General features: G+C 61.4%; 13 protein-coding genes. 4 read left to right on the top strand and 9 right to left on the bottom strand.

The window, feature by feature from the left end; translation table 11 throughout:
• Window positions 1-91: 91 nt before the first annotated feature.
• From ppa to QMK50_RS10705, 8 genes are all read right to left on the bottom strand, one after another.
• A complete protein-coding gene (ppa, locus tag QMK50_RS10740) occupies window positions 92-619 on the bottom strand; it encodes an inorganic diphosphatase (protein ID WP_095166255.1) in 528 nt (175 codons plus the stop codon).
• Window positions 620-730: 111 nt separating this feature from the next.
• Complete coding sequence (locus tag QMK50_RS10735) at window positions 731-1,543, bottom strand: zinc-dependent peptidase (protein WP_095166257.1); 813 nt, start codon at window positions 1,541-1,543, stop codon at window positions 731-733.
• A 6-nt stretch (window positions 1,544-1,549) separates the two neighbouring features.
• The gene (locus QMK50_RS10730) at window positions 1,550-2,206 is read right to left on the bottom strand and encodes a DedA family protein (RefSeq protein WP_095166259.1); all 657 of its coding nucleotides are present in this window, start codon (window positions 2,204-2,206) and stop codon (window positions 1,550-1,552) included.
• Window positions 2,207-2,490: 284 nt separating this feature from the next.
• Window positions 2,491-2,952 carry a GNAT family N-acetyltransferase gene (locus QMK50_RS10725; RefSeq protein ID WP_320333096.1) on the bottom strand — a complete coding sequence of 154 codons (462 nt, stop codon included), beginning with the start codon at window positions 2,950-2,952 and terminating at the stop codon, window positions 2,491-2,493.
• Between the two features lie 130 nt (window positions 2,953-3,082).
• On the bottom strand, window positions 3,083-3,907 hold the full coding sequence (gene eutC, locus QMK50_RS10720) for an ethanolamine ammonia-lyase subunit EutC (RefSeq protein ID WP_095166619.1): 825 nt from the start codon (window positions 3,905-3,907) through the stop codon (window positions 3,083-3,085).
• Window positions 3,908-3,918: 11 nt separating this feature from the next.
• On the bottom strand, window positions 3,919-5,313 hold the full coding sequence (locus QMK50_RS10715) for an ethanolamine ammonia-lyase subunit EutB (RefSeq protein ID WP_095166263.1): 1,395 nt from the start codon (window positions 5,311-5,313) through the stop codon (window positions 3,919-3,921).
• Window positions 5,314-5,411: 98 nt separating this feature from the next.
• Complete coding sequence (gene eutH, locus QMK50_RS10710; RefSeq protein WP_095166265.1) at window positions 5,412-6,692, bottom strand: ethanolamine utilization protein EutH; 1,281 nt, start codon at window positions 6,690-6,692, stop codon at window positions 5,412-5,414.
• Between the two features lie 187 nt (window positions 6,693-6,879).
• Window positions 6,880-8,400 carry an aldehyde dehydrogenase family protein gene (locus QMK50_RS10705; protein ID WP_320333095.1) on the bottom strand — a complete coding sequence of 507 codons (1,521 nt, stop codon included), beginning with the start codon at window positions 8,398-8,400 and terminating at the stop codon, window positions 6,880-6,882.
• Window positions 8,401-8,758: 358 nt separating this feature from the next.
• On the opposite strand from QMK50_RS10705, the gene QMK50_RS10700 reads away from it, so the two are divergent.
• Complete coding sequence (locus tag QMK50_RS10700; protein ID WP_095166269.1) at window positions 8,759-10,669, top strand: sigma-54-dependent Fis family transcriptional regulator; 1,911 nt, start codon at window positions 8,759-8,761, stop codon at window positions 10,667-10,669.
• Window positions 10,670-10,692: 23 nt separating this feature from the next.
• On the opposite strand, the gene QMK50_RS10695 is transcribed toward QMK50_RS10700, so the two are convergent.
• Window positions 10,693-11,817, bottom strand: a complete 1,125-nt coding sequence (locus QMK50_RS10695; RefSeq protein ID WP_320333094.1) for a molecular chaperone DnaJ — start codon at window positions 11,815-11,817, stop codon at window positions 10,693-10,695.
• Between the two features lie 190 nt (window positions 11,818-12,007).
• On the opposite strand from QMK50_RS10695, the gene mpl reads away from it, so the two are divergent.
• From mpl to QMK50_RS10680, 3 genes are read left to right on the top strand one after another with little or no spacing between them, the layout of a single operon-like run.
• Window positions 12,008-13,357: a UDP-N-acetylmuramate:L-alanyl-gamma-D-glutamyl-meso-diaminopimelate ligase gene (mpl, locus tag QMK50_RS10690; protein WP_320333093.1), complete on the top strand. Its 1,350-nt coding sequence runs from the start codon at window positions 12,008-12,010 to the stop codon at window positions 13,355-13,357.
• Window positions 13,354-13,986: a flavin prenyltransferase UbiX gene (gene ubiX, locus QMK50_RS10685; protein ID WP_095166275.1), complete on the top strand. Its 633-nt coding sequence runs from the start codon at window positions 13,354-13,356 to the stop codon at window positions 13,984-13,986. Before mpl ends, ubiX begins: the two co-directional genes overlap by 4 nt.
• Window positions 13,979-14,263: a YceK/YidQ family lipoprotein gene (locus QMK50_RS10680; protein ID WP_159998131.1), complete on the top strand. Its 285-nt coding sequence runs from the start codon at window positions 13,979-13,981 to the stop codon at window positions 14,261-14,263. The genes ubiX and QMK50_RS10680 overlap by 8 nt, the downstream gene beginning before the upstream one ends.
• Window positions 14,264-14,265: the final 2 nt, after the last annotated feature.

The raw sequence follows: 14,265 nt of genomic DNA, 5'->3' as shown, positions 1-14,265 counted from the left end.
TTAGACTGTTATTTGAAGTTTCTATAGTTATAAAAAAACCCCGGATAACCGGGGTTTTTCAAGCCGTCAGTGGCGCCAGGCCAATGCCGTCTCAGCCTTTGTAGGCGGCAACCGACTTCATGATTTCAGCGCGCGCAGCTTCGGCGTCGCCCCAACCGTCGATCTTCACCCATTTGCCTTTTTCGAGATCCTTGTAGTTCTCGAAGAAGTGCTTGATCTGTTCCAGCAGCAGGGCTGGCAGGTCGGTGTATTCCTTGATGTCGACATACAGCTGGGACAGCTTGTCGTGTGGCACCGCGATAACTTTGGCATCGCCGCCGCCGTCGTCGGTCATGTGCAGGATGCCAACTGGACGTGCGCGGATGACCGAGCCTGGAGCAACCGGGTAAGGGGTTACAACCAGCACGTCGAGGGGGTCGCCATCGTCAGCCAGGGTGTTGGGGATGAAACCGTAGTTGGCCGGGTAGAACATTGGGGTGGCCATGAAACGGTCAACGAACAGGCAATCGCTGTCTTTGTCGATTTCGTATTTGATCGGCGCGTGGTTAGCCGGGATCTCGATCGCGACGTAGATGTCGTTCGGCAGGTCTTTGCCAGCCGGAATCTTGCTGTAGCTCATTGGGCGGTGCCCCCGTTAGTGGCCAAATGACTTGGCCGGATTGACCAAAAAGTGGCGGCGATTATAGGCATATTCCTGAGCCTGTGCCACGTACCAGAAGTCGCGTAGACCTTAGTCGTGTGGCTGATACGCCGGATGTTCGGCTTGCAAATGCGCAAGCCTTGCCAGGGGATCCTGGCGGTAGAACAGCTGCAGTTGCTGATAGACCTGTGGATAACTGCCGTGCAGCAAATCCGGGGCGCTGAAGAAGTATTCGCTGGTGACGGCGAAGAACTCGGCGGGGTTTTCCGCGGCGTAGGGGTCGATCGGCGTGTCGGCATCGGGGTTGTGGTCGAGCTGGCGGTTGAGGTCGTCGTAGGCGTGTTGCATCACCTGTGCCCAGTCCGAGACCCGCATGTCACTGTGCAGCGGCGGCAGGCCGTTGGCGTCACCGTTGAGCATGTCGAGCTTGTGCGCCAGTTCGTGGATCACCAGGTTGTAACCTTCCCAGCCACCACTGGCCATCACTCCGGGCCAGGCCAGGATGATCGGCCCTTGCTGCCAGGCTTCACCGCTGTGTTCGCCGTCCCACTCATGCTCCACGCCACTGGCATCGCGATGGCGCTGCGGGCTGAGGAAGTCGTCGGGGTACAGCACGATCTCATGGAAACCCTGGTACCAGTTCAGATCGCCCAGGTGCAGCAGCGGCAACTGGGCCTGGGCGGCGAGCAGCAGGCGTTGTTCCTGGTGCAGCTCGACGCCGGGCAGGCAGGTCAGGTGTTTGTCCTGCAGGAACAGCACGGCCGACTCGCGCAGCCATTGGTCCTCGGCCTCGCTCAGGCCGTCGAGAAAACTCAGGTGCTGACGGACCCGCTGCCAGGTTTCATCGGCAACGGGGTGCTTGGCCAAGGTGCGTTGGCGACGCCAGGTGCTGAGCAGGCCCATGGGCGATCAGCGCGACTGGGCTTTGGAGCTCGAGCCACCGAAGCGGCTGCGGACCAGGCCAATGATCATCGGCACCAGCGACAACAGGATGATGCCTACCACCAGCAGCGACAGGTTCTTCTTGATGAAGGGCACGTTGCCGAAGAAGTAACCCAGGGTCACCAGGCCGCCGACCCAGAGGATGGTGCCGAACACACTGAAGGCGAAAAAACGCGGATAGGGCATCTTGGCGACACCGGCGACGAAGGGCGCAAAGGTCCGGATGATCGGCAGGAAGCGCGCCAGCGTCACGGTCTTGCCGCCGTGCTTTTCATAGAAGTCGTGGGTTTGTTGCAGGTAGTCGCGGCGGAAGATTTTCGAGTTGGGATTACTGAACAGTTTTTCCCCGGCCGTTCGACCGACCACATAGTTGGTACTGTCTCCGAGTATCGCCGCCAGCATCAGCAACCCGCCCAGCAGCACCGGGTCCATGCCGCCACCGGCGGCGACGGCACCGGCGATGAACAGCAGCGAGTCGCCCGGCAGGAAGGGCATGACCACCAGGCCGGTCTCGCAGAAGATCACCAGGAAAAGAATGGCGTAGATCCATGGCCCGTAGTTGGTGACCAGCATATCGAGGTACACGTCGAGATGCAGGACAAGGTCGATCGGGTTGAAATCCATGGAGGGCACCTGTGTGGCGGCTCGACTCGGCAAGCCTGTGCGGAAAGTCTGAAAAATATGACTACAAGGCCGCGGGCTATTTCTTACGGCCGATAAAGATCGCGATTATACGGACAGCAAAGTGAAAAGCGTGTGGGTTTTGTAGCGAGGGATTACGAAGGCGATGGTGTGAGGATTGCCGGGGGAATTAAGTGCATCGGGTTCAGCCTGGGTTCAGGTTTCAGGGGCGCAACGCACCCCCCGGCGGGAGCGTGCGCCCGCGCCACCTGGAAACGTCACAAATGTCAGAGTTCGTCGCTGATCGGCAAAATGTAGTTCTTGAACTCGCTGTCTTCACGAAAGCCCATGGACTCGTAGGTTTTTTGCGCCACCAGGTTGTCACTGCTAGTGGACACGCGCATGCGCACGGCCTGGGTTTGCTTGGCCATTTTTTTCGCGGTGCGCATCAGGTTGTCGGCGACCAGTTGGCGGCGGGCGTCTTCGGCGACGTAGATGTCGTTGAGGATCCATACCCGCTTGAGCGACAGGGACGAGAAGCTCGGGTACAGCTGGCAAAAGCCCAGCAGTCGGCCATCGTCGTCATCTGGCAAGGCCAGGTAAATCACCGACTCCTTGCGGCGCAGGCGTTTTTCCAGGAACGCGCGGGAGGAATCCGGATAAGGCAGCGAGCCGTAAAACTCGCGGTACTTGACGAACAGAGGCGTCAGCAGGTCCAGGTGCTCGAGAGTAGCTTGAATAATCCGCATGCTAGAGGCCTCAACTTCAAGTAGATATGACGGCAGTTTCCAGTGGATTTGACGGCAATTGATCCATCACTCGGGCAGCCGTTCGTCGACTCTGCCTCAAAGCGCGACTAAAACGCAATGCGCAGTAGACTCAGGGTTTCTGCGGACCGAGCAGGAAATTGGAGCTGGTTTGTGCGTCGTTTTCTGACTCGATAGTCTGCAGTTGCGCCTCATCTTTCAGGTTGACGCCCGATAGCTGCCGGCGACAGGCCTCGCGCATCAGGTACAGCAGGCGGTGGGCGGCCATGCCGTAGCTCAGGCCCTCGAGGCGGACATTGGAGATGCAGTTGCGGTAGGCGTCCGTCAGGCCGACCTTGGGGTTGTAGGTGAAATACAGGCCGAGGCTGTCGGGCGAGCTGAGGCCGGGGCGTTCGCCGATCAGGATCACCACCATTTTGGCTCCCAGCAACTGGCCGATTTCGTCGGCCACGGCGACCCGACCTTGTTCCACCAGAATCACCGGCGACAGGGACCAGCCCTCGGCCTCGGTCTGTTCTTCCATGCGCGCCAGGAAGGGTAGGGTGTGCCGATGTACCGCCAGTGCCGACAGGCCGTCTGCCACCACCACGGCCAAGTCGACCCCGCCTGGGTGGGCCTCGGCATATTCACGCAGGGTTTGCGCCGAGTGCTCGGAGAGTTTGCGCCCCAGGTCCGGGCGCTGCAGGTAGCTATGCCGATCGCTGGCGGCGCTGTGCAGCAGCAGGCTGGCGCGTCCGGCTGTGGCCAACTGCGTGCTCAGCCCGGCGTGATCGAAGGGCAGGTGCACGGCGTCACGGGCCTGGGCGTGGGCGTACTGGAAATCCAGTTGGGCGCCGGTCGGCATGCTGGTGCCGGACCGGCCCAGGGCGATGCGCGCGGGGGTCAGGCGGCGCAGTTCCAACCAGGGGTTCTGCGGGTCGATCGGTGGTTGTTCCATGAGCACCTCATTCATCCCAGTTGCGCCAGGGCCTGGCGGAAGGCCGGCGGCAGGTTGTTGCCGAACCGGACCTTGCCGTCACCCTGCGTGAAAATACCCATGTTCGCCAACCATGCCTCGAATTCCGGGGCCGGTTTCAGGCCCAGGGTCTGGCGCGCGTAGAGGGCGTCATGGAATGAGGTGGTCTGGTAGTTGAGCATGATGTCGTCGGAGCCGGGGATGCCCATGATGAAGTTGATCCCGGCCACGCCCAGCAGGGTCAGCAGGGTGTCCATGTCGTCCTGGTCGGCTTCGGCGTGGTTGGTGTAGCAGATGTCGCAGCCCATGGGCACGCCGAGCAACTTGCCGCAGAAGTGGTCTTCCAGGCCGGCGCGGATGATCTGCTTGCCGTTGTACAGGTACTCCGGGCCGATGAAACCGACCACGGTGTTGACCAGGAATGGCTTGAAATGCCGTGCCACGGCATAGGCCCGGGTCTCGCAGGTTTGCTGGTCGAGGCCGAAGTGGGCGTTGGCCGACAGCGCGCTGCCCTGGCCGGTCTCGAAATACATCAGGTTTTGCCCCAGCGTGCCGCGGTTGAGGCTCAGTCCGGCGTCGTAGCCTTCCTGGAGCACGCTCAGGCTGATGCCAAAGCTGGCATTGGCGGCTTCGGTGCCGGCAATCGACTGGAACACCAGGTCCAGGGGCACGCCACGGTTGATCGCCTCGATGGAGGTGGTGACGTGGGTCAGGACGCAGGCCTGGGTCGGTATTTCGTAGCGCTGGATCACCGCGTCGAGCATTTCCAGCATGGCGCAGATCGAGGCGATGCTGTCCGTGGCCGGGTTGATGCCGATCATCGCGTCGCCATTGCCGTACAGCAGGCCGTCGAGAATGCTCGCCGCGATACCGGCCGGCTCGTCGGTGGGGTGGTTGGGTTGCAGCCGGGTCGACAAGCGACCGCGCAGGCCCAGGGTCCCGCGAAAGCGGGTGACTACGCGAATTTTCTGCGCCACCAGCACCAGGTCTTGCACGCGCATGATTTTCGACACGGCCGCGGCCATTTCTGGCGTCAGGCCGGGGGCCAGCGCACGCAGACTGTGTTCGTCGGCGGCGTCGCTGAGCAGCCAGTCGCGAAAGCCGCCGACGGTCAGGTGGCTGACGGTGGCAAAGGCGTTGGCGTCGTGGGTGTCGATGATCAACCGGGTGACTTCATCGGTCTCGTAGGGGATCAGCGCTTCTTGCAGAAAGTGCTTGAGCGGGATATCCGCCAGGGCCATTTGCGCCGCTACCCGCTCACCGTCGTTCTGCGCGGCGACACCGGCCAGGAAGTCTCCGGAGCGTGCCGGGCTGGCTTTGGCCATGACGTCCTTGAGGTCGTCGAAGCGGTAGGTCTGGGCGCCCACGCTATGGGAAAAACTTGCCATTTCAGTCTCCGTTTCAAATAGGACAGTGCGCTGCCCGGGGCCGGCCGTGGCTGAGCATGCCACGCTCGGCGTGGGCAGCGCACTTCAATGCAGCAGACTCAGGCCGTTGCCTTGGTGCCATCGGGGTGCAGGGTTTCCGGCAGCGGCAGGCCCAGGTATTCGCCCTTGGCAATGATCCCGGCGGCGCGGTCCTCGGCTTCCAGTTGCAAGGCCTTGGGTACCGACAGCCAATACGCCAGGCCCACGGCAATGAAACCTGCACTTATCTTGCCAATCAGCACCGGCAGAATAATGGTGGGTTGGAAGTTGGCAGTGAAGGACAGGTGGTCGCCCAGCAGGAAGGCCGCGCACACGCCAAAGGCAATGTTGATCACTTTGTCCTTCGGCGGCATGAAACGCACCAGGCGGAACATGGCCAGGATGTTGGCGATGGTCGCCAGCATGCCGGCACTGCCAACGGCGCTCAGGCCGATCTTGCTGCCCAGGCTTTCCAGCGGCTTGCCCAGGTACTTGCGCAGCAGATAGACCATCGGGAAGGCACCGGCCAGCATGATGCCGATGTAGCCAGCGGTTTCCAGGGCGCGGGTCTGGTCTTCAGCGTCGGCGATGATCGGGTGGAACCCCCAACTGCCGAACACCAGGGTGAATACGCCGGTGAAGTACTCGACGATGGAGAACACCAGGACCAGCTTGATCGCGGCGTCCAGGGTGCGCCCGAAGATGATGAAACCCTTGATCATCAGGTCGGGCAGAAAACGCAGGCCCAGGGCCAGGGCCACGACGAAGATCAGGATCGGCAGCAGGTTGGCGAAGATGCTGCCCAGGCCCAGGGCCAATTGATAGGTGGCTTCGCCGTTGGTCGACACCAGGTCGCGCACCAGCGGGTTGCTGAACGCGAGGATGACACTGGCAATCAGCACGCCCAGCGGGATAGTCAGGATGCCCGACATGATGCCCAGGGCCATGTACTTGTGGTCGCGCTTGTCGAGCATCGCCAGGCCCATGGGAATGGAGAACACGATGGTCGCGCCGCCCATGAAACCGGTGATCAGCGCCATGACCAGTGCTTCTTTACTGGCCGCCAGGGCCGAGGCCAGGTGATAACCGCCCATGTCCGAGGCGATGATCATGGTCGCCGCCAGTGCCGGGTCAGCGCCCAGGGAGCTGAAGAACGGCCCGAAGGCTTTTTCGATGACCACTGTCAGGTAGGGGATGGACGCCATGATCCCCGCCGCCGGCACGAAGATGTGCCCGGTGGCGTGGATGCCTTCCATGAATTCTTTACCAAGTCCTTCATCGCTGTTGTAGATCGCCGCGAAGGCGCCGAGTACGGCGCAGAACATGATGAGATAGAGCACGTAGTTGCCGATCTGATCCATTGCGGTTTCCTTTCTTATTGTTGTTTTCCAGCGCGGACGCTGTGTTTCACCAAAGGCGCGCGGGCTTTTGCGATTTTCTGCTTGCAGCCGTGCGTCCGGCCGCCGAGGGGGGCCGAATGCACTGCATGAAAAAAGAGTCTTGCCGGTACAGGTCAGTCCCGGCGATCGAAGTCGCCGGGAGGTTGGATCAGAAGAAGCCCAGCGGGTTGATGTCGTAGCTCACCAGCAGGTTTTTGGTCTGTTGGTAGTGATCGAGCATCATCTTGTGGGTTTCACGGCCGACGCCGGACTTCTTGTAGCCACCGAACGCGGCGTGTGCCGGGTACAGGTGGTAGCAGTTGGTCCACACGCGACCGGCCTTGATTGCCCGGCCCATGCGGTAGGCGCGGTTGATGTCGCGGGTCCACAGGCCGGCACCGAGGCCGAACTCGGTGTCGTTGGCAATGGCCAGGGCTTCGGCTTCGTCCTTGAAGGTGGTGATGCTCACCACTGGGCCGAAGATTTCTTCCTGGAACACGCGCATTTTGTTGGTGCCCTTGAGCAGGGTCGGCTGGATGTAGTAGCCGGTCGCCAGGTTGCCCTCGAGTTTTTCCACCTTGCCACCGGTCAGCAGCTCGGCGCCTTCGCCCTTGGCGATTTCCAGGTAGGAGAGAATCTTGTCGAATTGCTGCTCGGAAGCCTGGGCGCCGACCATGGTGTCGGTGTCGAGCGGGTCGCCACGCTTGATTTGCAGGACCTTCTTCATCACGACTTGCATGAAGTCGTCGTAGATCGACTCTTGCACCAGGGCGCGCGATGGGCAGGTGCAGACTTCACCCTGGTTGAAGAACGCCAGCACCAGGCCTTCGGCGGCTTTTTCGATGAACGATTCTTCGGCTTGCATGATGTCGGCGAAGAAGATGTTCGGCGACTTGCCGCCCAGTTCCACGGTCGACGGAATGATGTTCTCGGCGGCGCATTTCATGATGTGCGAGCCGACCGGGGTCGAGCCGGTGAACGCGATCTTGGCGATGCGCTTGCTGGTGGCCAGGGCTTCGCCGGCCTCTTTGCCGAACCCTTGCACCACGTTCAACACGCCCGGTGGCAGCAGGTCGCCGATCAGTTCCAGCAGCACGCTGATGCCCAGCGGCGTTTGTTCGGCCGGCTTGAGTACCACGCAGTTACCGGCAGCCAGGGCCGGCGCGAGTTTCCAGGCGGCCATCAGGATCGGGAAGTTCCACGGGATGATCTGGCCGACCACGCCCAGCGGTTCGTGGAAGTGATAGGCCGCGGTGTGTTCGTTGATTTCCGCAGAGCTGCCTTCCTGCGCGCGGATGCAGCCGGCGTAGTAGCGGAAGTGATCAGCCGCCAGCGGGATGTCGGCGTTCAGGGTTTCGCGCACGGCCTTGCCGTTGTCCCAGGATTCGGTGATTGCCAGGACTTCGAGGTTCTGCTCGATGCGATCGGCGATTTTCAACAGCACCAGGGAGCGGTCCTGGACCGAAGTCTTGCCCCAGGCATCGGCCGCGGCGTGGGCAGCGTCCAGGGCTTTTTCGATGTCTTCGGCGGTGGAGCGGGGGAATTCGGCGATCGGTTGGCCGTTGACCGGAGAAGTGTTGGTGAAGTACTGGCCTTTGACAGGCGCGACGAACTCGCCGCCGATGTAGTTACCGTATTTGCTTTTGAACGAAACGATAGCGCCTTCAGTACCGGGGTGAGCGTAACGCATGATGAGTGTCTCCTTGGCTTTTGTACTTATAGGGGAGTACGCGCAATAAGCGCTGGTACAAGCCTAGAGCAAAGGTCGGGCCAGTGCCTTGTGGTGCTTGTAAATCAAGGGTTTGCGCAGTCGGCGGCGGGGCCTTGCTTGCAGGCTGTGCCAGATGCGATACGGGGCGTGTGACACTTTGTACCGTTTGTGGCACAGCGCGTGACCGGTCGGTCTCGCTGGCATTGCAATGCGCGCCGGGCTGGAGGATGCTCGGCTGCATGAGAGGGCGAAGCACTCGCCTGAACCAGGCACAAGATAGGGGGCACGGGGGTTACGACCGTTCTGCGGACCTGACCCTCGGGGAGAACAATAAGAAATGCACAGCAACCATTTAAGTCGCCATGCCCAACAGGTCTTGACCGTCACCCAGGGCAAGAACCAGTTGCACGGTCCGGGCAGCGATCCGTCCATCGCCCGTTCCTGGCTGCGATGCCTGGAGGACTATCATCTCGATCCGGCATTGGCCATCGCGCCCACGGTGCTGGAGCATGGTCGGGTGCTGGAAAGTCGCGAGCGCCTGCAGCAGGTGCTGCAGATTGCCGGCGGAGAAATGAACAGCCTGCATCAGCAACTCAGCGGTGCCGGGCACGCGGTGCTGTTGACCGATGCCCGTGGGGTGATTCTCAACTGTGTCACGGCGTCCACCGAGCGCAAGATCTTCGAGCGCGCCGGCCTGTGGCTCGGCGCCGACTGGAGTGAGGCCTGCGAAGGCACCAACGGAATCGGCACCTGCCTGGTGGAGCGCCAGGCGCTGACCATCCACCAGGATGAACACTTTCGCGGCCGCCACACGGGCCTGACCTGTTCGGCCAGCCCGGTGTTCGACCCCCATGGCGAGCTGCTGGCGGTGCTCGACGTTTCCTCGGCGCGCCATGACGTTTCGCGCCAGAGCCAGTTCCACACCATGGCGCTGGTCAATCTCTCGGCGAAAATGATCGAGAGCTGCTACTTCCTGCGCCACTTCGACAACCAGTGGTTGCTGCGCTTTCACCTGCAGGCCGAGTCGGTCGGGTTGTTCAGCGAAGGGCTGCTGGCATTTGACGGGGAAGGGCGCATCAGTGCGGTCAACCAGAGCGCGTTGAACCTGCTGGGGCATATTCGCGGCGGCCTGGTGGGCAAGCCGGTGGAGGCCTTTTTCGACTGTTCGCTGGATCAACTGATGTCTCGCGCCAGCGTCAACGCCAGCGCCAGTTGGCCACTGCGCACCCGCGACGGCCGGGCCTTGTTTGCCCTGTTGCGCGGTCAGCCGCGCAGTGTGCCCGCCCCGGTTGCGCAGGCGCAGAGGGTTGCCGAGCGGCCGCGGTTGGCCGGTATTTGCCTGGGCGATGAAGGTTTGCAGGCGGATTTTCGCAAAGCCCTGCGGGTGTTCGAACGTGATGTGCCGCTGTTGATCAATGGCGAGACCGGTTCAGGCAAAGAGGCCTTTGCCAAGGCCGTGCACCAGGCCAGCCAGCGTGCCGACAAAGCCTTTGTCGCGCTCAATTGCGCGGCCATTCCTGAGAGCCTGATCGAGAGCGAGCTGTTCGGCTATCGCGGCGGCAGTTTCACCGGCGCACGCAAGGAAGGCATGCGCGGCAAGCTACAGCAGGCCGATGGCGGGACTTTGTTCCTGGATGAAATCGGCGACATGCCCCTGGCCCTGCAAACCCGCTTGTTACGGGTACTTGAGGACCGGCTGGTGGTGCCGATTGGTGGCGAGCCGCAGGCGGTCAACGTGCGGATCATCAGCGCCACCCACCGTGACTTGCTGGAGCGGGTGCAGGATGGCAGCTTTCGCGAAGACCTGTATTACCGGCTCAATGGCCTGGAGGTAGGTTTGCCGCCCCTGCGTGAGCGCAGTGATAAATCCCAGTTGCTGGACTTTCTGTTGGCCGAAGAGGCGGGTGGCGAGGCGGTGTTGATTGATGCTCCGGCGCGCCAGGCGTTGCTCGGGTTTGCCTGGCCAGGCAACGTGCGGCAGTTGCGCACGGTGCTGCGGACCTTGGCTGCCTTGTGTGAAGAGGGGCGTATTGGTGTCGAAGACTTGCCTGCGATGATTCGTCAGGCTCGTCCGGCATCGAGCAGTGCGCCGGCGCCGGTCGAGTTCCCACTCGACGATGCCGAGCGCCTGGCCTTGCTCAATGCCCTAGAGCAACAGCGCTGGCACATGACCCATGCGGCCGAACAGTTGGGGGTCAGCCGCAATACCCTCTATAGAAAGCTGCGCAAGCACGGGATAACCCGTTAGGTGTTGGCTGAAGTGACGGCTGTTCAGCGAAAGAACGGGTCGTCGAAAAACAGGTCGTCGTTGAGTGATTTTTCCATTTCGCGCTCATAGTCCCTCTGTGCCTTGAGCCAGGCTTTCAGGTTCTTGGAATCATTCAGCTCTTCGCCGAGCAGAATATGTTCCTGAATATCATCCAGGACCGAGTCGAGTTGCTGCTGGTAAAAACCAGGCAGGTTCGCCAGTGTCAGTTTGTCGAACGGGTCGAGATTTAGCTGCAGTTTGAATCCTTGCTCCTGATCGAATACTTCCTGTTTCAGCTCATCGAGTTGCTCGGTCAGTACGCGGTTGTAATGTTTCAGTCGATCAGCGGTCAGCGTGTTGAGGGTGCTTGCATCGATGTGCTCCAACTCCAGCTGTAGTTGCAGCAGCTCAAGCAGATTGCGCTGGCCATAGGCATGGTTGACGCGCTGCATCAACACGGTTTTGCGCTCGCGCTCGTCAGGGTCGGTTTCTCGGTCTGGGTGCAGGGCGCTGGCCAGTTTGCGGTACACCTCGCGCACGGACTGGCTGGCCTCGGCGGCGGCTGCTTCCTGGCGTAGCTGGTGGGCGTTTTTCTTGCCAGGTTTGTTTGGCTCAGGTTGTTCGCTCTGCAAGCGCTCATTTATTTTTTGCGCGATGTCGTCGGGAGATAGCCCCTGGATATCGTCGTCGAGCTCGACCCCGAACATCTCCTGCAGTCCCAGTTTGAGAAACTCGTTGTCCTCTTTCTCATCGCTATCGAAGTCGCGGCCACTGTGCTGGTTGTACAACGCTTTCAAGCGCACCTGCTCCTCATCGCTGCAATTGCCGCTATCAAGCAAGCCGTAGGCTTGGCCGCAAATTTCCTGGGTCAGCGTCTTGCGATCGGTTTTTGAGAGTTTGATTCGCTCGCCCAGGTCGCTCAGACGTTGCACGAACCCGACCGTGTGTTGATGCAGGATGTCGAGCTGGGGCACGAACTCACTGTGCCAGCGCTGCTCATAAAGCGCGGTGGCCGCTTCCCACGCTTGCAGGATCTGCCGTTGTTTGTCGATTTTTTTCACCAGCTCATTGAATTTTCGCTGCCCGGCAGACAATTTTTTGGGACCTTTGTCTGGGGAGATACTCAGGTCGTAGGTGGTTTTGCTCATGGGCGGTCTCCGGCGATCACTCAAGCGTGAGGGATGCCAAGGTTATCAGCGGCATCGGTGTTGTACCGGGTCGCAGGCAGATTCTGAATGTTCAGTCGTTTAATAGGGTGCAGTGACTCGCCCGTTTAAACATCAGGTGCGATTTTTCCCACCCTAGGCTAACCTGCCTCGATGTTTTACGAGGTTGACTATGCACATTCATATCCTGGGTATCTGCGGCACTTTCATGGGCTCGATGGCGGTTCTGGCCAAAGAGCTGGGCCATCGCGTGACCGGCTCCGACGCGAATGTCTATCCGCCGATGAGCACCCAACTGGAGGCTCAGGGCATTGAACTGACGCAGGGTTATGACCCGGCCCAGCTCGACCCGGCCCCGGACCTGGTGGTGATCGGCAATGCCATGTCCCGCGGTAACCCGGCGGTCGAGTACGTCTTGAACAAAGGTTTGCCGTACGTCTCGGGCCCGCAGTGGCTGGCCGACCATGTGCTGCAAGGGCGCTGGGTGCTGGCGGTTGCCGGCACCCATGGCAAGACTACCACCAGCAGCATGCTCGCCTGGGTGCTGGAGCACGCGGGCATGAGCCCGGGCTTCCTGATCGGCGGCGTGCCGCAGAATTTCTCGGTCTCGGCGCGCCTGGGCGACACGCCGTTTTTTGTGATCGAGGCTGACGAATACGACAGCGCCTTCTTCGACAAGCGTTCGAAGTTCGTCCACTACCGCCCGCGCACTGCGATCCTCAACAACCTGGAGTTTGATCACGCAGACATCTTCCCCGATCTGCCAGCAATCGAGCGCCAGTTCCACCACTTGGTGCGCACCATCCCGAGCGAAGGCCTGGTGATACATCCGACCACTGAGCCGGCGTTGCAGCGGGTCGTCGAGATGGGCTGCTGGACCCCGGTGCAAACCACCGGTGCCGGCGGGCAATGGCAGGTCAAATTGCTCAGCGAAGACGGTTCGAAGTTCGAAGTGCTGTTCGAGGGCGTCGCGCAGGGCGTGGTCGACTGGGACATGACCGGTCAGCACAACGTCGCCAACGCCTTGGCGACCCTGGCGGCAGCACGCCATGTCGGCGTGGTCCCGGCCATGGGCATTGCGGCGCTGAGCGCGTTCAAGAGTGTCAAACGGCGCATGGAAGTCGTGGCCCAGGTCAACGGCATCACCATCTACGACGACTTTGCCCACCATCCGACGGCGATCGCTACCACCCTGGACGGCCTGCGCAAGCGCATTGGCGACGCACCGCTGATTGCCATCATCGAGCCGCGTTCCAACTCCATGAAGCTCGGCGCGCACCGTGACGGACTGCCGGAAAGCGTGGTCGATGCCGACCAGGTGATCTGGTACGCCCCGGCCAACCTGGGTTGGGACCTGGCGGGCACCGCGGCGCTGTGTACGGTGCCGTCGATCGTCAGCGATTCGCTGGACGGCATCATTGCGCGGGTCCAGAGCCAGGCTCAACCGGGCACGCACGTGGTGATCATGAGCAATGGCGGCTTCGGCGGCCTGCACGGCAAGCTGGCCGAGGCGCTTAAATGAACAACGGTCCGGATCGCATCACGCTGGCCATGACGGGCGCTTCAGGCGCCCAGTATGGCTTGCGCCTGCTCGATTGCCTGGTGCGCGAAGACCGTGAGGTGCATTTCCTGATCTCCAAGGCCGCGCAGTTGGTGCTGGCCACCGAGACTGACGTCACGCTGCCGCCCAAGCCGCAGATGATGCAGGCCTTTCTCACCGAATACACCGGTGCGGTCGCCGGGCAGATTCGGGTGTATGGCAAGGAAGACTGGATGTCGCCGGTGGCCTCGGGCTCCGGCTCACCGGCCGCGATGGTGGTGGTGCCCTGTTCGACCGGGACCTTGTCCGCCATCGCCATGGGCGCCTGCAACAACCTGATCGAACGTGCCGCCGACGTGACGTTGAAAGAGCGCCGGCAGTTGATTGTGGTGCCGCGCGAGGCGCCGTATTCGAGCATTCACCTGGAAAACATGCTCAAGCTGTCGAACATGGGCGTGACGATCCTGCCGGCGTCGCCGGGTTTCTATCATCAGCCGCAGACCATCGATGACCTGGTGGATTTTGTCGTGGCGCGGATTCTCAATGTGTTGAACATCCCGCAGGACATGCTGCCGCGTTGGGGAGAACACCATCTGAGCAGTGATGAGTAAGCTGCTGCTGGTGCTGCTGGCCTTGCAACTGGCCGGATGCGCCAGTGTGCGCACCCTGGATGCGGCGCAACCGGGCGCTCCGGTGGTGTATTCCGGGGCGCGCCTGGACTGGTATGCGCTACAGGGTGGTTGTTGTGCCAAGGATCGATTTGGTGCCGAAGCCCCGAGTTATCCAGGCCTCGACCTGCCGGCCAGTGCCTTGCTCGACACGCTGTTGCTGCCGTTGTCGGTGTTGACGGTGCTTGGGGTCGGGTTTCAGGCGACGGGCGGGTTGTAGCG

The organism is Pseudomonas sp. P5_152 (assembly GCF_033989915.1).
GTDB lineage: Bacteria > Pseudomonadota > Gammaproteobacteria > Pseudomonadales > Pseudomonadaceae > Aquipseudomonas.
This window is presented reverse-complemented; position numbering and strand designations above follow the sequence as displayed.

Excerpts from the sequence above, each read along its gene's own strand:
- ppa (WP_095166255.1), bottom strand. The coding sequence starts at position 619 with ATGAGCTACAGCAAGATTCCGGCTGGCAAAGACCTGCCGAACGACATC.
- QMK50_RS10735 (WP_095166257.1), bottom strand. The coding sequence starts at position 1,543 with ATGGGCCTGCTCAGCACCTGGCGTCGCCAACGCACCTTGGCCAAGCAC.
- QMK50_RS10730 (WP_095166259.1), bottom strand. The coding sequence starts at position 2,206 with ATGGATTTCAACCCGATCGACCTTGTCCTGCATCTCGACGTGTACCTC.
- QMK50_RS10725 (WP_320333096.1), bottom strand. The coding sequence starts at position 2,952 with ATGCGGATTATTCAAGCTACTCTCGAGCACCTGGACCTGCTGACGCCT.
- eutC (WP_095166619.1), bottom strand. The coding sequence starts at position 3,907 with ATGGAACAACCACCGATCGACCCGCAGAACCCCTGGTTGGAACTGCGC.
- QMK50_RS10715 (WP_095166263.1), bottom strand. The coding sequence starts at position 5,313 with ATGGCAAGTTTTTCCCATAGCGTGGGCGCCCAGACCTACCGCTTCGAC.
- eutH (WP_095166265.1), bottom strand. The coding sequence starts at position 6,692 with ATGGATCAGATCGGCAACTACGTGCTCTATCTCATCATGTTCTGCGCC.
- QMK50_RS10705 (WP_320333095.1), bottom strand. The coding sequence starts at position 8,400 with ATGCGTTACGCTCACCCCGGTACTGAAGGCGCTATCGTTTCGTTCAAA.
- QMK50_RS10700 (WP_095166269.1), top strand. The coding sequence starts at position 8,759 with ATGCACAGCAACCATTTAAGTCGCCATGCCCAACAGGTCTTGACCGTC.
- QMK50_RS10695 (WP_320333094.1), bottom strand. The coding sequence starts at position 11,817 with ATGAGCAAAACCACCTACGACCTGAGTATCTCCCCAGACAAAGGTCCC.
- mpl (WP_320333093.1), top strand. The coding sequence starts at position 12,008 with ATGCACATTCATATCCTGGGTATCTGCGGCACTTTCATGGGCTCGATG.
- ubiX (WP_095166275.1), top strand. The coding sequence starts at position 13,354 with ATGAACAACGGTCCGGATCGCATCACGCTGGCCATGACGGGCGCTTCA.
- QMK50_RS10680 (WP_159998131.1), top strand. The coding sequence starts at position 13,979 with ATGAGTAAGCTGCTGCTGGTGCTGCTGGCCTTGCAACTGGCCGGATGC.